Source organism: Streptomyces sp. NPDC085931 (assembly GCF_044540565.1).
Classification (GTDB): domain Bacteria; phylum Actinomycetota; class Actinomycetes; order Streptomycetales; family Streptomycetaceae; genus Streptomyces.
On record NZ_JBITSK010000002.1, the window covers coordinates 276,170 to 299,763 of the forward strand.

General features: G+C 75.4%; 4 protein-coding genes. All 4 read right to left on the reverse strand.

The window, feature by feature from the left end; translation table 11 throughout:
• A complete protein-coding gene (locus tag ACIGAN_RS04175; RefSeq protein ID WP_399854739.1) occupies positions 1-18,675 on the reverse strand; it encodes a non-ribosomal peptide synthase/polyketide synthase in 18,675 nt (6,224 codons plus the stop codon).
• Positions 18,676-19,025: 350 nt separating this feature from the next.
• Entirely contained in the window at positions 19,026-20,381 is a 1,356-nt protein-coding gene (locus ACIGAN_RS04180; RefSeq protein ID WP_399854741.1) for a serine hydrolase domain-containing protein, read from the reverse strand.
• Positions 20,382-20,469: 88 nt separating this feature from the next.
• Positions 20,470-21,594 carry a cytochrome P450 gene (locus tag ACIGAN_RS04185; RefSeq protein WP_365740580.1) on the reverse strand — a complete coding sequence of 375 codons (1,125 nt, stop codon included), beginning with the start codon at positions 21,592-21,594 and terminating at the stop codon, positions 20,470-20,472.
• A 1,287-nt stretch (positions 21,595-22,881) separates the two neighbouring features.
• Positions 22,882-23,541: a fasciclin domain-containing protein gene (locus tag ACIGAN_RS04190; protein ID WP_399854742.1), complete on the reverse strand. Its 660-nt coding sequence runs from the start codon at positions 23,539-23,541 to the stop codon at positions 22,882-22,884.
• Positions 23,542-23,594: the final 53 nt, after the last annotated feature.

Consider the following 23,594-nt stretch of genomic DNA (forward strand, 5'->3'; position numbering starts at 1 on the left):
TCACCGTTCATCGTGGTCGCTGTCGCCGCGTGCGGCGTCTTCGAGTTCGCTCAGCACCTGTTCCTCCACCAGGTCCGCCAGGGCGGTGACGGTGCGGCCCACCAGGACGTCGCGGGGCGTGAGGCTCACGCCGAAGACGTCGTTGGCGCGGGAGGCGATGAGCAGGGCGCGCAGGGAGTCGCCGCCCAGGGCGAAGAAGTCGTCCTCGGCGCCCACGGTGGTCTCCAGGGCCTCCTCCCACAGGGCGGCGACGGCCTCCTCGGTGGGCGTGCGCGGCGCGGTGTACCCCGCGTCGGGCTCCCGGGTCTCCGGGACGGGGGCGGGCAGGGCGGCCCGGTCGGTCTTGCCGTTCTCCGTGAGCGGGAAGCGGTCCATCACCACGAACGCCGAGGGCACCATGGGGCCGGGCAGGGTGCGGGCGGCGAGGGCCCGCAGGTCGGCGCCGGTGGGCGGCTCGGCGCCGGGGGCGGCGAGCACGTGGGCCACCAGGCGCGGCAGCCCCGGTTCGTCCTCCCGCACGCTCACCACGGCGTCCAGGACGGCCGGGTGGCGCACCAGGGTGGCCTCCACCTCACCGGCCTCGATGCGGTGGCCGCGCAGTTTGAGCTGGTGGTCGGTGCGGCCCAGGTAGCGCAGTTCGCCGCGGGCGTCGCGGCGGACCAGGTCGCCGGTGCGGTACATGCGCGTGCCGGGCGGCCCGAACGGGTCGGCGGTGAAGCGGGTCGCCGTCAGGCCGGGGCGGCCCAGGTAGCCGCGGGCCAGGGCCGGTCCGGCCAGCCACAGGTCGCCGGGCACGCCGTCGGGGACGGGGCGCAGGCGCGCGTCGAGGACGTAGGCGGCGGTGGCGGGCAGGGCGCGGCCGATGGGCGGTGCCTCCCCGTCCGGGACGAGCGGGTCGGACCAGGTGGCGACGACGGTGGCCTCGGTGGGGCCGTAGGAGTTGACCATGCGGTGGTGCGGTGCCCACCGGGCGACCAGCTCGGCCCGGCAGGCGTCCGCGCCGACGATCAGGGTGTGCAGGTCGGGCAGGGTGCCGGGGGTGTCCGGCGGGAGGGTGGCGAGCGCGGCGGGCGGCAGCAGGGTGTGCGTGATGCGCGCGTCGCGCAGGACGCCGGCCAGCTCGGCGCCGAGCAGCGGGCCGGGCGGGGGTACGACGAGGGCGGCGCCGTGCGGCAGGGACATGCACAGTTCCAGCACCGAGGCGTCGAAGCTGGGCGTGGCGAAGGCCAGCACGCGGTCCCCTTCGCCGACCTGGTAGTGCGCGGCCTCGGCGGCGGCGAACGCGGCCAGTCCCCGGTGGGTGACGACGACGCCCTTGGGGGTGCCGGTGGAGCCGGAGGTGTAGATGACGTACGCCGGGTCGTCCAGGTGCAGCGGGCGAACGCGGTCGGTGTCGGCGGGCCGGTGGCCGGGCGTGCCGTCGGGCGGTGCGGCGAGCAGGCCGGCGACCTCCTCGGCGGTCAGGGTGACGGCGGGCCGCGCGTCACGCAGCATCAGCGCGACCCGCTCGGCCGGATAGCCGGGGTCCACCGGGAGGAACGCGGCGCCCGCCTTGGCCACGGCGAGCTGGGCGAGGACCATGTCCGCCGAGCGCGGCAGGACCAGCGCGACCAGGTCGCCGGGCCCCGCGCCGCGCGCGATGAGCCGGTGCGCGAGCCGGTTGGCGCGGGCCTCCGCCTCGGCGAAGGTGAGCGTCGACTCCCCCGTTTCGAGGGCGAGTCGGTCCGGCCACCGGTCGACGGCGGCCTCGATCAGCGCGGGCAGCGTCGCCGGGGGCGGCGGCGCCAGGCGCGGGCGGGCGGGCCCGTGCAGCAGCCGGTGGCGTTCGGCGGGCGGCAGGACGTCCACCGTGTGCAGCGGTGTCTCGTCGCCGGACGCGGCCAGGGCGGTCAGGACGTGCGTCAGCCGGGCGGCCAGGGCCTCGGCGGTGGTCTCGTCGAAGTACCGCGGGTCGTAACCGAGTTCCACGGTCAGCTCGTCGCCGGGCGAGATCACCACGGTGAGCGGGTAGTTGGTCGCCTCGCGGGCGTCGAGGCCGTGCACGCGCACGCCGTGCGCACCGGCGGTGGCGTCGCCGACCGGATAGTTCTCGAACACCAGCAGGCTGTCGAACAAGGGCGTGCCCGGCGGCAGTTCGCTCCACTGGTGCAGGTCGGTCAGCGGCACGTGGTCGAAGCGCCGGTCCTCGGCGCGGGCGGCCTGCACCTCTCGAAGCCAGGCGGTGCACGGCGCGGACTCGTCCACGGTGACCCGCGCGGGCAGGGTGGTGATGAACAGGCCGGTGATGGTGTCCGCGCCGGGCAGGTCGGCGGGCCGGCCGGAGACCGTGGTGCCGAAGCACACCTCCCCACCGCCCCCGGCGCGCGCCAGCAGCAGCGCCCAGGCGCCCTGGACGAGGGTGTTGAGGGTGAGCCGGTGGTGGCGCGCGAAGCCGGTCAGCCGGGCGGTGCCGTCCGCGTCGAGCCGCTGGGACAGCCAGGTGCCCGACCGGGCGGCGGCGCCCGGGGCGGGCCTGCGGTCGTACGGCAGCGGGGTGGGCGCCGCGTATCCGGCGAGGGCGGCCTTCCAGTGCTCCTCGGCGGCGGCGGTGTCCCGGCCGGCCAGCCAGGCGGCGTAGTCGGCGAAGGGCCGCCGCCGGGGCAGTCGCGGCTCGGTCCCGGCGGCGAGCGCGGCGTGCGCCTGGAGCACGTCCGACAGCACGTGGAAGACGCTCCAGCCGTCCAGCAGGACGTGGTGGAAGGTCCACACCACGCGCACCTCGTCCGCGCCGAGCCGGATCAGGGTGACGCGCAGCAGCGGCGGGCGGTGCAGGTCGATGCCGCGGGCCTTGTCCTCGTCGAGCAGCCCGCGCAGTGCGCTTGCCTGCCCCGCCGGGTCGAGGTCGCTCCAGTCGAGCCGGGTGACGGGCAGCGGGACGCGGCGGTGCACGGTCTGCAGCGGCGCCGGGACTCCGGTCAGGGCGACGGCGGTGCGCAGCACGGGCGTGGCGTCCACGACGTGCTGCCAGGCGTCCGCGAGCAGCGCGGGGTCGCGCACGCCGTCGGCGACGAAGGTGATCTGCTCGACGTACAGGCCCTCGCCGGGTTCGTCCATGCCGTGCACGACCATGCCGGTCTGGGTGGGGGTGAGCGGGTAGACGTCCGTCACGTCCCGGCCGTCACCGACGAGCCGGTCGACCGCTGCCTGGTCCAGGGCGGCCAGCGGGAAGTCGGACGGCGTGCGGCCGCCCGCGCCGGGCTCGGCGCAGTGCCGGACGATCCGGCGCAGTTCCCCGGCCGTCTCCTCGGCCAGGCGGGCGACGGTCTCCTGCCGGTGCACCGCGCGGGAGTACGACCAGGTGAACTCCAGCCGTTTGCCGGTGACCCGGCCGAGCACGTCGATGAGGTGGGGCCGGTCCGCCGAGCGGTCCATGCCGCCGGTCAGGCCCTCGTGGGGTGCCCGCAGCAGACCGTCTCCGGTGGCGCTGAGGTCCTGCTGCCCGAGGTAGTTGAAGCCCACCTGCGGCAGGTCGGGCAGTTCGGGTCGCGACGGGTGCAGGTGCCGCAGCGCGCCGTAGCCCACTCCCCCGCGCGGGACGGCCCGCAGGTTCTCCTTGACGGTCTTCAGCGCGGTGCCGAGGCCGGCGTCGCGGGGCACGTCGAGGCCGACGGGGAACATGGTGGTGAACCAGCCGACGGTGCGGGACAGGTCGACGCCGTCGAAGAGGTCCTCGCGGCCGTGCCCCTCCAGCGCGACGACCACCCGGTCCTGGCCCGTCCAGCGGGCGAGGACCCGGCCGAGCGCGCACAGCAGGACGTCGTTGACGCGGGTGCGGTAGGCGTCGGGGACCTCCTTCAGCAGGCGCTCGGTCTCCTCGGCGCCGAGGCTGACCGTCACGGTCTCCTCGTCGGCGGCGGTGTTGCCGCCGGGGAGGTCGGCCGGCAGGTCGGTCGGCCGCAGCGCGCTCCAGTGGGCGTCCTCGTCGTCGAAGCCGCCGTCGGCGGTGTGCGCGGCCAGGTGCCGGGCCCAGTCGCGGAAGGAGGTCGTCTTCGCGCCCAGGTCGGGGGTTGCCCCGGCCAGGAGCGCCCGGTAGGCGGTGTCGAGGTCTTCGAGGATCACCCGCCAGGACACCGCGTCGACGACCAGGTGGTGGGCGGCGAGCAGCAGCACGGGCGGCAGGTCGCCGTCCCGCCGGCACAGAGCGGCCTTCAGCAGCGGCCCGCCGGTCAGGTCGAACCCCGAGCTGAGAGCGGCGGCCACGGCGGCCGGTTCCTCCGGGGCGCGGTGCACCTCCAGGTGCGGTGCGGCGCCCGGCGGTGTGCCCAGCTGCCGCCACCGCTCGCCCGTGTGCTCGTACCGCGTGCGCAGCGCGTCGTGCTGCTCCAGTACCGCCGCGAGGGCGGCGCGCAGCAGCGTCTCGTCGGTGTCGGGCGCCACCTCGTGGGAGACCGCCTGGGTGAAGCGGGCCGGGTCGCCGGTGAGGGTGTCGAACAGCCAGTGCTGTACGGGGGTGAGGGGGACGTCCCCGACGACCGGGCCCTGGTCGGCGGTGGGGGTGGCCGGGCCGGCGGGTGAGGCGTCGACCGCGGCGGCGAGTTCGGCGATCGTCTGGTGGGCGAAGAGGTGACGGGGTGTCAGGGTCAGTCCGGCCCGGCGGGCCGCGGAGACGATCTGGATGCCGAGGATGGAGTCGCCGCCGAGCGCGAAGTAGTTGTCGGTGGCGCCCACGTCGGGCACGCCCAGCACCTGTGCCCAGATCGCGGCGAGGGTCCGTTCGGTGGCGGTGCGCGGCGGCCGGGAGTCCCGCGTGGCGGGGGCCGCGGACCACACCGGCTCGGGCAGGGCGCGCCGGTCCAGTTTGCCGGTGGCGCCCAGCGGCAGCCGCTCCAGGGAGACCACGGCCGCGGGGACCAGGTGGTCGGGCAGGGTGCGGGCGAGGAACTCCCGCAGCTCGGCCGGCGCCGGCAGGTCGCCGTCGCGCGGCACGGCGTAGCCGACGAGGCGCTTGTGGCCGTCGTGTTCGACCACGCGGGCGGCGGCCGCGGCGACCCGCGGGTGCCGGGCCAGCGCGGCCTCCAGCTCGCCGAGTTCGATGCGGAAGCCGCGCACCTTGACCTGGTCGTCACGGCGGCCCAGGTACAGCAGGTCGCCGTCGGCGGTCCAGCGCACCAGGTCGCCGGTGCGGTACATGCGGCTGCCGGGCGGGCCGAAGGGGTCGGCGAGGAAACGGCCCGCGGTCAGGCCGGGCCGGTTGAGGTAGCCGCGGGCCACCCCGGTCCCGGCGAGGTACAGCTCACCGGGTGCCCCGACGGGCACGGGCCGCATACGGGCGTCCAGGACGTAGGCGCGGGCGCCGCCGACGGGCCGGCCGATGGGCGGGACGCGGTCGGGGTCGGCCGGGTCGCAGGTGAAGGCGGTGGCGTAGACGGTGGCCTCGGTGGGGCCGTAGATGTTGAGCACGCGGCAGCCGGGGATCGCCTCGCGCACCTGCCGGACGGCGCGGGCGGGCAGGGCCTCCCCGGCCAGGACGACGGTGTCGGCGCCGACGTGGACGGTGTCCTCGGCCAGCAGCCGGCCGAGGGCGGAGGGCACGGCGCTGAGCAGCCCCGCCCGCCACGGCTCGGGCCGCTCGGCGAGGGCCAGCAGGTCGCGGACGACCTCCACCCGGCCGCCCGCCAGCAGCGGCGAGAAGATCTCGAACACCGACACGTCGAAGTTGAGCGAGGTGGACGCCACCACGTGGGCGAGTCCGCGGCCGGTGAACTCGGCGGCGGCCCACTCGGTCAGCGCCACCACCGAGGCGTGCGCGACGACGACGCCCTTGGGCCGGCCGGTGGAGCCGGAGGTGTGGATGACGTAGGCCGGGTGGTCCGGCAGCAGCCGGGCGCGCCGCTCGCCGTCGCCGACGGGTGCGGCGGACGCGGCGGCCAGCCGGGCCGCGCACGCCCGGTCGTCCAGGGCGATCCGCGTGTACGGACCGTCCGGGAGCCGCGCGGAGGTCTCCGCGCTGGTGATGACCGCGTCGGGGCGGACGTCCTCGAAGAGGAACGCGATCCGCTCGGCCGGGTAGCCGGGGTCGACGGGCAGGTAGGCGGCGCCGCTCTTGAGGACCGCCAGGAGCGCCACGATCAGGTCGGCGGTGCGGGGCAGGGCCAGGGCGACGAACCGCTCCGGCCCGGCTCCGGCGTCGATCAGCAGGCGGGCGAGCCGGTTGGCGCGCTCGTCGAGCTGCCGGTAGGTGAGGTGTTCGGCGCCGGAGCCGACGGCGGGCGCGTCGGGGGTGCGGGCGGCCTGGGCCGCGAAGGCGTCCGGGAGGGTGCGCCGCGGGAGCCGCGCGCCCGGTCCGGCGAGGCGCTCCAGCAGGCGGCGCCCGTCGGCCGGGGAGAGCGGGGTGAGGTCGGCCAGGGGCCGGTCGGCGTCGGCGGCGAGCTGTGTCAGGAGGGTGCGCAGGCTCGCGCCGATCCCCTCGACGGTGGCCGCGTCGAAGGCGGCCGGGTCGTAGTCGAGGCTGACGGTGACGTCGTCGCCGGGGGCGACGACCACGCTGAGCGGGTAGCTGGTCGGTTCGACGTCGCGTTCCTGCTCGACGGCGAGTCCGTGCCGGGCCAGGGCGCCCGCGTCGAACGGGTAGTTCTCGAAGACGACGATGCTGTCGAACAGGCCGGTGCCGCCGGGCACGTCGCTCCACGACTGCAACTGGGCCAGGGACACGAAGTCGTGGCGCCGGGACTCCGACTGGGCGGCCTGCACCTCGCGCAGCCACTCCAGCAGGGGGCGGTCCGGGTCGATGCGCAGCCGGGTGGGCAGGGTGTTGATGAACAGGCCCACCATGGCGGTCACGCCGGGCAGTTCGGCCGGACGGCCGGAGACGGTCGTGCCGAACACGACGTCGTCGCCGCCGCCGTAGTGGTGCAGCAGCAGTCCCCAGGCGCCCTGGAGCACCGTGTTGACGGTCAGTCCGGCCCGCTGGGCGGTGTCCCTCAGGCGTGCCGACACCTCCGTGCCGAGGCTCATCCGCACCGTGCCCGAGGAGGACGCGCGGTGGGCGTCGGCGGGGCGCCGGTCGCGGGGCAGTTCGGTGGGCACGGCGAAGCCGGCGAGGGTGTCGCGCCAGTGCTGTTCGGCCCGGGCGGTGTCCTGGGCGGTCAGCCACCGAAGGTAGCGGGCGAAGGGGGCCCGGTCGGGCACCTGCGGGCGGCGGCCTTCGGTCCGGGCCGCGTACCGCTCGCACACCTCGTCGAAGACCTGGGCCGCGCTCCAGCCGTCGAGCAGCACGTGGTGGAACGTCCACACCATGCGCACCCGGTCCGGTGCCAGCCGGATCAGCGCGAGCCGCATCAGCGGGGCCGCGCCGAGGTCGATGCCGGCCTCGCGGTCGGCGGCCAGCAGCGCTTCGGTCTCGCGCGCGCACCGCTCGGCGGGCCGGCCGGTCCAGTCGTGGTGGGTGACCGCCACGGCGGCCCGCTTCTCCACCACCTGGAGGGGTTCGGCGGTCTCCTGCCACACCAGGCGGGTGCGCAGGATGGCGTTGTGGTCGGCCGTGTCCTGCCAGGCAGCGGCGAGTGCGTGCGGGTCGGTGACGCCGTACAGGACGACCTGCACCTGGTTGACGTAGGTGCGGCCCTGCGGGTCCAGGAGGCTGTGGAACAGCATGCCCGCCTGCATCGGGGTCAGCGGGTACACGTCCTCGACGCCGCGGCCGTCGCCCACGACCCGGTCCACGGCCGCCTGGTCGAGCCGGGCCAGCGGGAAGTCGGAAGGGGTACGGCCGCCGGCCCCGGGGGTGGCGCAGTGCGCGACGATCTCCTCCAGCGAGCGCAGCATGCCCTCGGCGAGGGCGGCGACGGTCTCCTCGCGGTGGCGGCCGCCGCTGTAGTGCCATGTGACCTCCAGCTCGTCGTCCTCGACGCGGGCCACCACGTCCAGCAGGTGCGGGCGGGGCGCCCCGGGGTCCTCGGCGCCGTCCAGACCGCCGGGCACGGCCCGGACCAGCTCGGCGTCGGCGGCGGACCAGTCGAACCGGCCCAGGTAGTTGAAGCTGATGCCGGGCAGCGGCGCGGCGGCGAGCCGTTCGTCGCCCGCGAGGTGACGCAGCGCGCCGTAGCCGATGCCCCGGTCGGGCACGGCCCGCAGCTGTTCCTTCACCGCCTTCAGCGCGGCGCCCCAGTCGCCCTCGGGCAGGTCGAGGGCGACGGGGTAGAGGCTGGTGAACCAGCCGACCGTGCGGGACAGGTCGAGGTCGTCGAAGTGCTGGTCCTCGCGGCCGTGCCCCTCCAGGCCCACGGCGACGGTGCGGCGGCCGGTCCAGTCGGCCAGGACGCGGCCGAGGGCGGTCAGCAGGACGTCGTCGACGCGGGTGCGGTACACGCCGGGGACCTTGCGCAGGAGGTCCTCGGTGCGCCGCCGGTCCAGGCGTACGGTCACGGCGCGCAGGTCGGCGACGGTGTTGCCGCCGTCGAGGTCCTCCGGCAGCGGTTCGGCGCAGTGCCGGGCGACGTCCGCCCAGTGGGCGCGCTGCGCGGCGAGGTCCGCCTCGCCGGTGCGGTCGGTGAGCCGCCGCACCCATTCCCGCACGGAGGTGGTGCGCTCCGGCAGCCGGACCGGCTCGCCGGCCCCGGCCTGCCGGTAGGCGGTCTCCAGGTCCTCCAGCAGGACGCGCCAGGAGACGCCGTCGACGATCAGGTGATGGGCCGTCAGCAGCAGGCGCGGGGACCGGCCGTGGCCGGTGAACAGGCGCGCGGCGAGCAGCGGTCCGGTGTCCAGCTGGAAGCCGGTGTGCGCCTCGTGGGTGAGACGGGCCTCGGCCTCCGACGCGGCCTGCGCGTCGTGGCCGCTCAGGTCGTGCACGCGCAGCAGCTGAGGCACATCGGCGTCCGCGGCGGCGTACTCCTGGCACCAGGTGCCGTCCGCCGCGCGGGTGAAGCGGGCGCGCAGCGCGTCGTGGTGGGTCCACAGCGCGGCCAGGGCGGCGTTCAGCGCGCCGGGGTCGACGTCCGTGGGCGTCTCCACGACCACCGACTGGTTGAAGTACTCGGGGTGCGGCGGCTCGGCGTCCAGGAACCAGTGCTGGATCGGGGTGAGCGCGACCTGCCCGGACACCGGGCCGGTGTCCGCGACGGCCGCGCGGGCGCCGGTCGAGGCGGCGGCCAGGTCGACGAGCGTGGGATGGCGGAACAGGTCCCGCGGCGTCAGCGCGAGGCCCGCGGTGCGGGCGCGGGAGACGACCTGGATGCTGACGATGGAGTCGCCGCCCAGCATGAAGAAGTGGTCGTCGAGGCCGACCCGTTCCACGCCCAGCAGCTCGGCCCAGATGCCGGCCAGCACGTGTTCGGCCTCGGTGCGCGGCGCGCGGTAGGCGGTGTCGGCCGCCGCGGACCACTCGGGTTCGGGCAGCCGGCGGCGGTCCACCTTGCCGTTCGCGGTCAGGGGCAGCTCGGCCAGACCGACGAACGCGGCCGGGACCATGTAGTCGGGCAGTTCCCCGGCCACGTGGGCGCGCAGCTCGGCCGCGGGCGGCACGACCGCGCCGGGGGCCGGCACCAGGTGCGCGACCAGGCGTTTGCGTCCCTCGTGCCGGGAGACCGACACGACCGCCTCGGCGATCGCCGGGTGGGCGGTGAGCCGGGCCTCGATCTCGGCGGGCTCGACGCGGAAGCCGCGGATCTTGATCTGGTCGTCAGCGCGCCCCACGAAGTGCAGCGCGCCGTCGGCGCTCCAGCGCACGATGTCGCCGGTACGGTACATCCGCCCGCCGGGCGGCCCGTAGGGGTCGGCCAGGTAGCGGGCCGCGGTGGCGCCGGGGCGCCCGGCGTAGCCACGGGCCAGTCCGGCGCCCGCGACGTACAACTCCCCCGGTACGCCCGGTGGTTGCGGCTGGAGCGCGCCGTCCAGGACGTAGACGCGGGTGTCGTCGAGGGGACGGCCGATGGGGAGGGTCGCGGGTAGCGGGTCACCGGCGTGGAAGGCCTGATGGGTGGCGAAGGTGGTGGTCTCGGTCGGGCCGTACACGTCGACGGCGGTGAGGCCGGGGCAGGCGTCCAGCACGCGCCCTACGGCGGCGCCGGGCACGGCCTCACCGCCGGTCCACACCTCCCGTGCGCCGCTCAGGCAGGCCGGGTCCTCCTGGGCGAACAGGCGGAACAGACCGATCGTCAGGAACACGCACGCGACGCCCTGTTCCGTGATCGCGTGGCGTACCGCGTTCGCGTCCAGGTCACCGGGCGGGGCGAGCACGGCCGTGCCGCCGCGCAGCAGGGGCACCCACAGCTCGTAGGTGGAGGCGTCGAAGGCGTGCGGGGAGTGCACGAGCACCCGGTCGTGGCCGGCGAAGGCACGGTCGCGGGCGAGGGCCGCGACGTCCCGCTGCCGTACGGCCACGCCCTTGGGGGTGCCGGTGGAGCCGGAGGTGAACATGAGGTACTGGACGTTGTCCGGGTGCACACGCGGCACGGCCGCGAGGTCAGCGGTCGGCCCCTCGGCGTCCGCGTCGGGGCGCAGGACGCGCCCTTCGGGGAGCAGGTCCGCGGCCGTCTCGTGCCACTCCGCGTCCGTGAGCAGCAGTCCGGCGCCGGCCTGAGCGAGCATGGCCCGCAGCCGTTCCCGGGGGGCCCGGCCGTCGAGCGGGACGTACACGCCGCCGAGGCGGGCGAGGGCGAGCTGGACGACGACGAGGGTGGTCGAGCGGTCCATCAGCACGCCGACGGCGGCCTCCGGGCGCACCCCGAGCGCGGCCAGCCGGCCGGCCAGGGCCGCCGCCCGGGCGTCGAGTTCGCGGTAGGTCAGCCGCTGGTCGCCCGCCAGCAGTGCCAGGGCGTCGGGGGTGCGTTCCGCCTGCGCGGCGAAGAGGTCCGCGGTGGTCGCGGCGGGGGTGCCGGTGGCGGTGTCGTTCCAGGTGCGGAGCACCTGTTCGCGGCGGGCGGCCGTCAGCAACGGCAGGCGGGCGGGGGCCTGTTGCGGGGCGGTGGCGAAGCCCTCCAGCAGGACGGTGAGGTACTCGGCCATCCGCTCGACGGTGCCGGCGTCGAAGAGGTCCGGGTCGTAGCCGAGGCGCAGGGCCAGTTCCGTGCCGGGGTAGGCGACCAGGCTCAGCGGGTAGTTGGTGGTCTCGACGCCGTCCAGGCCGGTCAGCCGCAGACCGTGCGCGGCGGCGAGGTCGTCGTCGACCGGGTAGTTCTCGAACACCACGATGCTGTCGAAGAGCGAGGCCCGCTCGGGCAGGTCGGTGTACGCCGTCATCCGGTGCAGCGGCACGTGGTCGTGGCGCCGGTCCTCGCTCTGCTCCTGCTGGAGCCGGGCCAGCCAGGTGAGCAGCGGCTCGTCGCGCGGCACGGTCACCCGGGTGGGCAGGGTCGCGATGAACAGGCCGGTGATGGCGTCGGCGCCGGGCAGGTCGTCGGGCCGCCCGGAGACGGTGGTGCCGAAGACCGCCTCGGCCCGGCCGGCCTGGCGGCTCAGCAGGACCGCCCAGGCGCCCTGCACGAGGGTGTTCATGGTGAGCCCCGCCGTCCTGGCCAGCTCCTGCAGCGCCTTCGTGGTGGGCTCGGGCAGGGTGACGCGCACGGCCGCCGTCGACTCCGCGCGGTGGCTCTCGCGGGGCTCGCGGTCGAAGGGCAGCGCGGTGGTCTCGCTCAGGCCGTTCAGCCGGGAACGCCAGTGCCGTTCGGCCTCGGCGCCGTCGGCTCGCTCACGCAGCCAGGCGACGTAGTCGCGGAAGGGGCGGCGCTCGGGCAGCGCGGCCCGTCCCGTGCCGGACAGTTCGGCGTGGCAGGCGAACACGTCGGAGAGCACCTGGAACAGGCTCCAGCCGTCCAGGATCAGGTGGTCGAACGACCACACGACGCGGACCGCGCGGTCGGAGACCCGGGCCAGCACCAGACGCTGGAGCGGTGCCCGGGTCAGGTCGACGCCCCGGGCGCGGTCGCGGTCGAGCAGGTCGCGCAGCCGCTCGTCCCGGCCGGCGGCGGTCAGACCGCGCCAGTCGGGCAGGTCCACCGGCACGGCCGCCCGCCGCTGCACCACGAGCAGGGGCTCGGGCACGTCCTGCCACACCACCCGCGAGCGCAGCACCGGGGTCCGGTCGGTGATCCGCTGCCAGGCGTCGGCCAGCACACGGGGGTCGGACACGCCGTCGAGGACGAACGTCAGCTGTTGGAAGTACACACCCCGGTCGTCCTGCGAGAGCCGGTGGAAGAGCATGCCGGCCTGGGTGGGCGTCAGGGGGTGGACGTCCTCCACGCCCGCGGGGTCCTCCCCCACGACACGGTCCACGTGGGTCTGGTCGAGCCGGGCCAGCGGGAAGTCCGAGGGGGTGCGTCCAGCGGCGCCGGGGCGGGACGCGTACCGGGCGAGACCGGCCAGCGCCTCGGCGTAGCGTTCCGCGAGGTCGGCGACGGTCTCCGGCCGGTGCACCTGGTCGGAGTGGAACCAGGTGAATTCCAGGCTGTCGCCGTCGAGCCGCCCCACGACCTCCAGGGCGTGCGGGCGTGCCCCCGCCGGGTCGGCGTCCAGCTCCAGCGGACGGACCAGGCCGCGGTACAGCCCTTCGGGGTTCTCGGACAGGCCGAACCGGCCGAGGTAGTTGAAGCTGATCTGCGCGCCGGTCGCCGGGAGGGGTGTGTCGCGGCCGGGCAGGGTCAGGGCGCCGTGGCCGATGCCGTGCCGGGGCACCGCCCGCAGGTGTTCCTTGACCTGCTTGAGCACGCCGTCCCAGTCCGCCTCGGGCGGGACGGCCAGGGCGACGGGGTGGCGGGTGGTGAACCAGCCGACGGTCCGGCTGGTGTCGATGTCGGCGAAGAGCTCCTCGCGGCCGTGTCCTTCGACGTCGACGACTACCCGGTCGTGTCCGCTCCAGCCGCACAGCACCCGGCCGAGGGCGGCGAGCAGGACGTCGTTGGCCTGGGTGCGGTACGTCTCGGGCAGGGTCCGCAGCAGCGCTTCGGTGTCCTCGGGGCCGAGCCGCACCGTCACCGAGCGCTGGGAGGCGTAGGTGCCGGTGCCCTCCCGGTCCGCGGGCAGAGCCGCCCCGGCGCCTTCGGTCTGCCCGCTCCAGTACGCCCGTTCGTCGTCGAAACCGCCGGCGGCGGTGTGCGCGGCCAGCCGCTCGGCCCACTGCCGCAGGGGGGAGGACTTGGCGGGCAGCGCGGCAGCGCCGTCCCGGCCCGCGCGGCGGGCGTGGTAGGCGCGTTCGAGGTCCTCGAGGAGCAGGCGCCAGGAGACTCCGTCCACGACGAGGTGGTGGACGGACAGGTGCAGGACGGGCGGCCGCCCGTCGCCCCGGTCGTGCAGGACGGCGCGCAGCAGCGGGCCGTGGGCCAGGTCGTACGGACCGAGGTGCGGGGCGTCGGTGTCCGGGCCGGTGTGGCGGGTGAGGGGGCAGCGCGCGGCCGGCCCGTCGATCAGCCAGCGTACGCCCGTGTCGTCGGCGAGGAAGCGGGACCGCAGCGCGTCATGGTGGGTCACCAAGTCGTCGAGGGCGGCTTGCAGCGCGCTCGCGTCGACGTCGGCGGGCAGTTCCACCGAGAGCGTCTGGGCGAAGTGCCCGGCGCGCTCGGCGGCGCTGCCGAACAGCCAGTGCTGGATGGGGGTCAGCGGCGCGGCGCCGGTGGCCTCGTGAGGAGCGGGCGGGGCGGCGGTCCGCCGGGTGCCCGTCTCGTCGGCACGGCGGGCCAGGGCGGCGACCGTCTGGTGCTGGTAGACGTCGCGCGAGGTGATCGTCAGGCCTGCCTGCCGGGCCTGGGCCACGACCTGGATGCTGAGGATGGAGTCGCCGCCCAGCGCGAAGAAGTTGTCGTCCACGCCCACGCGCTCCACGTGCAGCACGCCGGCCCAGATGGCGGCGAGCGTGCGCTCGGTGGGGGTGCGGGGCGCGACGTGGCGTGCGGCGGGTCCGGCCGGCGCGGGGTCAGGGAGCTTGCCGCGGTCCAGTTTGCCGTTGGGGTTGAGCGGCAGGGCGGGCAGCACCACCACGGCGGCGGGGACCATGTAGTCGGGCAGGGTGCGGCCGAGTTCACGGCGTACGGCCTCGGGCTCCACCCGGGCGCCCGGGGCGGGGACGACGTATCCGGCGAGGCGGCGGTGGCCGTCGCCGTCGCGGACGGTGGCGGCGGCCTCGGCGACGCCCGCGCAGCCGCGCAGGGCTTCCTCCACCTCGCCGAGTTCGATGCGGAAGCCGCGCACCTTGACCTGCTGGTCGACCCGGCCGAGGTATTCGAGCCGGCCGTCGGCGTTCCAGCGCACCAGGTCGCCCGTGCGGTACATGCGGTCCCCGGGAGCGCCGAACGGGTCGGCGACGAAGCGGGCGGCGGTCAGGCCGGGGCGGTGCAGGTAACCGCGCGCGAGTCCGCCGCCGCCCAGGTACAGCTCGCCGGTGACGCCCGGCGGCTGGGGGCGCAGCAGACGGTCCAGCACGTAGGCCCGGGTGCGGGCGACGGGACGGCCGATGGGGGGCGCCTGGGCGGGGACGGTGCCGCCGGCGAACCAGGCGGTGGCGTAGACGGTGGCCTCGGTGGGGCCGTAGATGTTGGCCACCTCGGCGGCGGGCATGACGTTGTTGATGTCGCGGACGGTCCGCGCGGGCAGGGCCTCGCCGGCCAGGACGACGGTGTCCGCCACGAGGGCGCCGTCGCCGAGCACCCGGGACAGTGCGGACGGCACGCCGCTGAGCAGTCCGGCCCGCCGCGGCCGGGAACCGCCGGTGGGGAGGTCGGCCAGGGCGGTGAGGTCGGCGACCACTTCGACGCTGCCGCCGGCCAGCAGGGGGCACAGCAGCTCGAAGACGGACACGTCGAAGTTGAGGGAGGTGGAGGCAATGACGTGGGAGAACCCGCGCGAACCGAACGTCTCCCCCGCCCAGGCGGCCAGCGCGGCCACACTGCCGTGGGTGACGACGACCCCCTTGGGGCGGCCGGTGGAACCGGAGGTGTAGATGACGTAGGCGGGATGGGACGGGCGCAGCGGTGCCGCCCGGTCGGCGTCGGTCAGGTCGGCGTCGGCGTCGGAGGCGGCGTCGGCGACGGTCAGGTCGGCGTCGGTCAGGCTCCGCGCGTCGGAGGCGGCGTCGGCTGCGGCAGCGGCGTCGGCATCCGCCGGGGCCGTGGCACCGGCGTCGAGGGCTGCCACGTCCTCCAGCAGCAGGGGCTCACAGTCCCCGGGCAGCGCGTGCGCCGTTTCCCGGGTGGCGAGGACGAGGGCGGGGCCGGCGTCGGCGAGCATGAAGCGGATGCGCTCGGCCGGGTAGCCGGGGTCGACGGGCAGGTATCCCGCGCCCGACTTCAGTACGGCCCACAGCACGGGCAGCAGGTCGGCCGTGCGCGGCAGGCACAGCGCCACCAGGGACTCCGGGCCCGCGCCGCGTGCCGCCAGCAGCCGGGCGAGACGGTTGGCGCGCCGGTTCAGCCCGGCGTAGTCCAGCCGGGTCTCGCCGCAGATGACGGCGGTCCGGCCGGGCGTGCGGGCCACCTGCTCCTCGAAGAGCTGCGGCAGTGTGGCGCCGGCGCCCCGGCTCCCGGCCGGTGCGGGCGGGTTCCAGGAGTCCAGGAGCACGCGCCGCTCGTCGTCGGACAGCAGCGGGAGTTCGGCCAGCGTCCGCTGCGGGCCGTCCGCCATGCCTTCGAGCAGCCGGTGCAGTTGACGGCTCATCCGGGCCACGGTCGCCGCGTCGAACAAGCCGGTGTTGTACTCGACCGTCAGCTCGTGGCCTCCGTCGGCCAGCGGCGCGAACTCCAGCACGAGGTCGAAGCGGGCGGCCGGTCGGGGCAGCGGGTGGTCCTCGATGCGGACCCCGGCGGCGGCCGGCAGCCGGGCGGGCGCCGCCTGCTGGACCACGAGCGCCTGCACCAGCGGGGTGCGGCTGGGGTCTCTCGGCGGGGCGAGTTCCTCGACCACCCGGTCGAAGGGCACGCCGTCATGGGCGAACGCGTCCAGCACGGTCGCGCGCACGCTCTGCACGAACCGGTCCACCGTGAGGGCGTCGTCGACCTCGCCGCGCAGCACGACGGTGTTGGCGAAGAAGCCCGTCACGTCCTCCAGTTCGCGGCGGTCCCGCCCGTTGGTGACGGTGCCGAACGCCACGTCCCGCTGCCCGGAGTAGCGGGCGAACAGCACGGCCGCCGCCGCGGCGAACACCGTGAAGACGGTGGTGTCGCGGCCCGCTGCCAGCTGCCGCAGCCGGTCCACCAGGGGGCGCGGTATCGCGTGGCGGTGCGCCGCGCCCGTGGTGGTGCGCACCGCGGGGCGCGGCCGGTCGGTGGGCAGTTCCAGCTGCTGGAGGCCGTCGAGGTGGCGCTTCCAGTAGGCGAGGTCGTCCGCGTGGGCGTCGGCGGTGTGCCGCTCGCGCTCCCACAGCGCGAAGTCGGGGTACTGCACGTGCGGCCGGGTCAGGCCGTCGGGTTCGCCGGTGGCCTCCGCGCGGTAGAGCGCGGCCAGGTCCCGGGTCAGGACACCGACCGACCACCCGTCGGTGACGATGTGGTGCTGGGCCAGCAGCAGCACGTGGTCCTCGGGTGCCCGGCGGATGAGCAGCGCCCGGGTCAGGGGCCCGGTCGTCAGGTCGTGGGGCCGGCGCAGTTCCTCGGTCAGCAGGCGCTCGACGGCCTGGTCCCGCTGGTCGTCGGGCACGTGCTCCACCTCGCGGGTGCGCAGGGGCAGCTCCGCCTCGGCGGCGACGAGCTGGACCCCCTGTCCGTCGACGGTGGCGAAGGTGGTGCGCAGGGAGTCGTGGCGGGCGGCGAGCCGGTGCAGGGCGCGTTCCAGGGCAGGCGTGTCGAGGGGGCCGCGCAGCCGCAGCGCCACGCCGGTGTTGTACTCGGTGCCGCCGTCGGCGAGGTCGTCGAGGAACCACAGGCGCCGCTGGGCGCTGGACAGCGGGACGGGTTGCGAGCGCGGCGCCCGGGGAATCGGCTCCGGCGGGGCGGCGGGATCGGCGGTCAGCGGGGCGAGCGCGCCGACGGTGCGCGCGGTGAACACGTCGCGCAGGGTGAGCCGGACGCCGAACGCTTCCCGGACGCGGGTCAGGGTGCGGGCCGCGAGGATCGAGTCGCCGCCCAGGTCGAAGAAGTCGTCGGTCACGCCGACGGTGTCGACGCCGAGGACGTCGGCCCAGATCGCCGCCAGGGCCCGCTCGTCGTCGGTGCGCGGCGCGACGTACCGCTCGGCCGGCGTCGCGCCGGGGGCGGGCAGCGCCCGCAGGTCGACCTTGTGCTGCGGGGTGAGCGGCAGCGCGTCCAGCACGACGACGGCGGAGGGCACCATGTGGGCGGGCAGGGCGGCGGCGAGGGAGGCGCGCAGCCGGGCCGGCTCGGGCCGGTGGGCGAGGTCGGCGGGGGTGACGTAGCCGATGAGCCGGCCGCGGGCGGGTTCCTCGTCGCGGACCACGACGACGGCCTCGCGGATGCCGGGGTCCCGCAACAGGGCGGCCTCGATCTCGCCGGGCTCGATGCGGAAGCCGCGGACCTTGACCTGCCGGTCCGCACGGCCGAGGAACTCCAGCTCGCCGTCGGCGCGTCGGCGCACCCGGTCGCCGGTGCGGTAGAGCCGGGCGCCGGGCGGCCCGGACGGGTGGGCGACGAACCGGGTCGCGGTCAGTCCGGGGCGGCCCAGGTAGCCGCGGGCCAGTCCGTCTCCGCCCACGTACAGCTCGCCCTCGCCGCCCGGCGGCACCGGGCGCAGCGCCGCGTCCAGGACGTGCGCCTCGGTGCCGGGCAGCGGACGGCCGATGGCGGGTGTGCCGGTGCCGGCGGTCAGCGGCCCGGTCCAGGTGGCGACGATGGTGGCCTCGGTCGGCCCATAGGAGTTGATCATGCGGCGGCCGGGTGCCCACCGGTCGACGAGGGCGGCCGGGCACGCCTCGGCCCCGACGATCAGGGTGCGCAGCGCCGGCAGGCCCCCGAGGTCCTCCGGGTCGGGCAGGGTGGCCAGGGCGGCCGGCGGGATGAGGGCGTGGCTGATGCGGTGTTCGCCCAGGACGGCGGCGAGTTCGTCGCCCAGCCAGGGCCCGTGGGGCGGGACGACCAGAGTTGCTCCGGACAGCACGGAGATGAACAGCTCCAGCACGGAGGCGTCGAAGCTGGGCGAGGAGAACTGCAGCACCCGGTCGCCCGGGCCGACGGCGTAGCGCTCGGCGGCCGCCGCGGCGAAACCGGCGATGCCGCGGTGGGTGACGGTGACGCCCTTGGGGGTGCCGGTCGAGCCGGAGGTGAAGATGACGTACGCCGCGTGGTCGGGGAGCGTCGGGCCCGGGGCCGGGTGGGTCTCGTGCTCTGCGCCGTCCGACAGTGCGCGCACCCGGTCGAGGTCGTCCAGGACGACGGCCGGAGCGGCGTCGGCGAGCATCAACGCGCGTCGCTCGGCCGGGTAGTCGGGGTCCACGGGAAGGAAGGCGGCACCGCTGAGGGCCACGGCCAGCTCGGCGGCGATCAGGTCCATCGAGCGCGGCAGGACCAGGGCCACCGTCCGCTCCGGTCCGGCGCCGCTCGCGACGAGGTGGGCGGCGAGCCGCCGGGCCCGCCGGGCGAGTTCGCCGTACGACCAGGTGCTCCGGCCGTCGGTGACCGCGGGGGCGCCCGGGTCACGCGTCACGCACGCGGTGAACAGCTCACCGAGCGGTACGGGGCGGGAGACGTCGCGGACGCGGGCCGGCGGGACGGTGCCGGCCGCTGGAGGGACGGGCGTGGCGGGGCGCTGGGCGTGCGGGTCCGTCATCGGGGTGCAGTCCTTCGGGCGGGGGCGGCGCACGGACCCGGCGCGCCGCTCTCGGGCGGCCCGAGGGCACACCGGAGCGGTACGGGGTCCTTGCGTACGGGGCGGGTGCGGGTGCGAGCGGACGGTGCCGGTGCGGCGCGCGGCCGGACGGGGCCTGTCGGGCACGCGGCCGGACCTGGCCGGCAGGACACGCGGCCGAACGGGACCGGCAGGACAGGCCGTCGAACGGGACCGGCAGGACACGCCGTCGGACGGAGCCGGTGGGGCGTGTGCCCGGACGGGGCCGGCAGGGGGCGCCGTCAGACGTTCCGCTCGGGTGCGCGGCCGGACAGGGCCGGTCCGGCGCGCGGTCAGCCGGTGCCGGTGCGGCGCGCGGCGCGTCCGGAGATCTGCAGGTGATCGATGGCCCCCGTGACGGGATCCCGGTGGAAACGGCCGCCCGGTTCGGCCCGGCCGGTGACCGGATCCACTAGGTCGCAGGACAGGTCCGGGTAGCACACCAGCGGGATGGGGTAGTCACCGTCGACGGACAGGGTCGGCGCGCCGTCCCCGTCGAGCTTGACGACGTACTCGATACCCCCGTTGCGGTACGTCCCCGCGCACTCCGGGAGCGCCACGGCGGGTCCGCGGCCGGTGCCGGCGGCCGCGGCGGTGGGCACGCGAACGCCGGTCAGCCGCGCGACCTCGGCGGCCATGTCGCGCCACAGGGCGGTGGCGGCGCCTGCGTTGCCGGTGAAGGCGACGACGACGCCGCTGTCGGCGTCCGCCCGCAGATGGCAGGAGGTGCCCTGGGCGTTCCCGTCGTGGCCGCACCACACCCGGCCGTCCTGCCGGAAGAGGGCGAGGCCCAGGCCCCAGTGGTCGGCGAGGGCGCCGGGGTCGGCGGCCGGCTCGGGGCGCCGCATCCGGTCGCCGACGGTCTCCGGCAGCCCGGCCGACCCGCCGATCACGGCCCTGCCCAGGGCGACCAGGTCCTCGGCGCTCGCCAGCAGGGCCCCGGCCGGGGCCTCCACCGGGGCGAGGTTCTGGTGGGCCGGGCGGACCAGGCCCGTGGCGGTGTTGAGGGCGTGGCCGCTGGCGACCGGCCGGGCGGGGGCGGCGTCGCCGAGGAAGGCGGGGACGATGCCCAGGGGTTCCAGGACGAGCGCTGCCACCGCTTCCTGCCAGGTCATGCCCGTCACCTCGGACAGGATGCGGCCGGCGGCGACGTAGCCGGCGTTGGAGTACGAGAAGCCGGTGCCCGGCGGGAACAGGGTGTTCCGGGCGGTGCACAGCTCGGCGAGGTACCGGGAGGCGGTGGTGCCGACGGCGCTGTCGGAGTCGGGTCCGGTGGGCAGACCGGCCGTGTGACTCAGCAGGTGACGCACCGTCACATCAGGTATCCGCCCCGCTGCCTCGGGCAGTAAGTCGCTGACGGGATCGTCCAAGTCCAGGTCCCCGTCGTCGGCGAGGAGCAGCACGGCCGCGGCCGTGGCGACCTTGGTGACGGACCCCAGGGGGACGGCCGTCTCGGCGGTGAACGGGGTGTTCGCCGCAGCGTCGGCCGTGCCGGTGTGCACGCTGACGAAGTGGCTGCCGGTGTGCACGGCCAGTTGGGCGCCGGGCACGCGGTGGACGCGCGCGAGGGAGTCGAGGCGGCTGCTCAACTCCCGGTGCAAGGAGGTCGACGGCCGGTGTGCGGCCGGAGCGGCGATCGGGTAGGGCATGGGGAGGTGACTCCTGGTGAGAGCGGGTGTGGGGAAGGGGGCGCGACCGGCCCGCGGGTGAGCGGTGCGGGGCGTGCGCGTCGGCGCGCTACGGCCGGGTGACGGCGATCGGCAGGTGGCGTACGCCGACGATGACGGCCGGGTTCTGGTACGCGACGTCGTCGTACGAGGGCACCGCGATGGAGGGGAAACGTTCCATCATCATCTGGAGGGCGATGCGGGCTTCCAGCCGGGCCAGCGGGGCGCCGAAACAGAAGTGGATGCCGTGACCGAACGTCAGATGGGGGTTGGGGTCGCGGGCCGCGTCGAAGGCGTCCGGCGAGGTGAAGCGGGAGGGGTCGCGGTTGGCGGCCCCCAGGTGCACCATCACCAGCGTGTCGGCCGGGATCTCGTGACCGCCGAGCGTCACCGGCCGGGTGGTGCGCCGGCCCAGCTCGGGGAAGGGCGGCAGGCAGCGCAGGACTTCCTCGACGGCGACCGGCACCCGGTCCGGGTCCTTCCGCAGCGCGGTGAGCGTGCCGGGGTGCCGGTCGAAGGTGACCATGGCGTTGCCGAGCAGCGCGGTGGTCGTGATGTGCCCGGCGACCAGCAACAGGGCCACGAATCCGACGATCTCCTGGTCCGCCAGTCGGGTTCCGTCCACCTCGGCCGCCAGGAGCCTGCTCGTCAGGTCGTCGCCGGGGTGGGCGCGGCGGTGCCGGATGTGGTCCAGGACGTAGCCGTTCATCTCGCGCACGGTCGGGGCGATGGCCTCCAGCGCACGTTCCAGGTCGGCCATGTCCAGGCTGTCGCCGAGCTGGTCACCGCCGAAGAGGGTCGCGGCCCACTCCTGGAACAGCCGGTGGTCCTCGGCGGGGATACCGAGGAGTTCGGCGATCACGATGATCGGCAGCGGGTAGGCGAGGGTGTCGACCAGGTCGAAGCGGTCGCGGTCGGCGACGCCGTCGAACAGCCGCGCGCAGATGGCCTCGATGCGCGGTGCGAGTCCGTGGACCACGCGCGGGGTGAAGGCCTGGCTCACCAGGGTGCGGAGCTTGCGGTGTTCCGGCGGGTCCATGCCGACGAAGTTGCCCTGCGTGAAGGCCTCGAAGTCCTCCTGGGTGGGGGCGATCGGCGTCATGTCGGAGGAGTACGTCGCCGGGTCGGACAGGACCGACGAGACGCCCTGGTGGTCCACGATGTGCCACTGCCGCCGCTCTTCGTCGTACGTCACGGGGCCGGCGTCGCGTAAGGACCGCCATCGCTCGGGTAACGCGTCAAGAGGCGATTCGGCCCCGGTCAGTTGTGTGCTTGTCACCGTTTCTCCTTGGATGAGGACGCGCGGACCCGTCGGCGGACGACGGAGTGCGCGGTGGCCGGCCGCGGGCAGCGGCAGCCGTCACGGTCCGGCCAGCGGGGTGCGCCACCGCGGGGCGGTCGCTCCGCGCCGGTGGCCGGTGCGCGGCTCGGCCGGGCCGGCCCTCCGGGGGCGGCCGGCCGTTCACCGCTCGGGGGACGCCGGCCCGGGCGTCAGCGGGACCGAGGGGGGAACAGGGACGGCGGGGCGGCGGTTCCGAGCGGTCCGGACGCCCGCCGAGCAGCGGACAGGCCCGCACGTACGCAACCTGGCAACACGCGCCCAGGGCACCTAGCTGACACCACTGCGTCCCCCCAGTTACTTCTCCGCGCAGCGACTCTCCGCGGAACTCCCCTGTTCTACGATTCACGTGCCGAGAACGCGCTTCGACACGATTCATCCCGGCCGAGTGCGCTCACAGTTTTCACGTTGGGTCACAGGATGGCAACCCCCTGAGATTGAAGGGGAGATGACCGTTCGGCAGCCCACCAACGTGGGCGTGTATCCCGCCGTTTCACACTCAAACCCAGGATCTCGAAGGAAAGTCGGGTCGCTTCACGGCGTCCGGGGACCGTCGCGGCCACCGCCCCCGGCCGCGGGGCCGCCCGCCTGCCGATTCGTTCAAGCCGGTTGGCCGTTACAGGTATTGACGCGATGTTCCCGAGAAGTGCGTCGAGGCCGCTTCGACAGTCCGGAACCGCCTCGCGGCCCTGCCCCGCTCCGGCCCTCTTTTTTGAGCCATCTCTGTCGACGACCGCCACACACGGCCGAGACCCGCTCCAGTCCTGCTGAAACAGCGCTCAGCCCTGTCGGGGGTCGTGCACTGCTCGGGTGGTGGGCGGACGGCCGCGCACATAGCCCGACACCGTGCGAGGACAACGCCCGCATGCGACAAGGGAGCAGCGAACCGCACCCGTCCCCACCAGGTGCGGTTTCGGCCGGGGTACGGTGCACGGGACGGCGCTCCCGCGGTCCGGTTCCGCGCCGAGGCGCACGACCGCCGGGCCTCGCACCGGGACGATCAGCCGCAGTGCCTTGACCGAAAACGAGCCGTGGACCGCCTGGGCCCGGCCGGCCGGCCCGACCGTCTCGGTGCCGTCCTGCCGAGGTCCAGCGACGCCGGAGCCGGGCGCGCTCGCGCGACGCCCGGCCGTCGGTCCGCGGTCAGCTCTTGGGCATGAGGACCGTGTCGATGATGTAGACGTCGGCGTTGGCGGTCTTGACGTTGCCGCAGACGACCTTGGCGGAGTCGTTCACCGTGTAGGCCCCGTCCGAGCCCGAGGTGGTGAGCCTGGACTTCGCCAGCGTGTCGAAGGAGCCGTTCTCCAGGTTCTCGGGGGTGAGCTTCTTGCCCACCACGTGGTAGGTGAGGATCTTGGTGAGCGTGGCCTTGTCGTTGAGGACCTTGTCCAGGTCCGCCTTCGGGATCTTGGCGAAGGCGTCGTCGGTCGGCGCGAACACGGTGATGTTCTGGGCGTTGTTGAGGGTGTCGACCAGGCCCGCCTTCTTCACCGCGGTCACCAGCGTCGACAGGGCCGGGTTGTTGGAGGCGGCGGTGGCGACCGGGTCCTTGGCCATGCCGTCGAAGGAGCCGGCTCCGTTCTTCGGCACCGAAGCGCAGGCCGGCCCGAACGGCTCGTCCCCCGCGGAGGCGCTGCCGGAACCGGCCATCGAGTCGCCCGAGGCGGGCGCGGAGGCCGAGGCCTTGCTGCCGGAGTCTGTTTTCGACGAGTCGCCGGCGTCGTCGGAACAGGCGCTCAGCGCCAACGGCAGGACGGCTGCCGCGGCGACGGTGACGGCGATACGACGGATACGGGTCTGCATGGTGTGTCTCCTGTTACAGGGTGCGGCGGGTGCCGCCCGATAGGGGGAAGGTG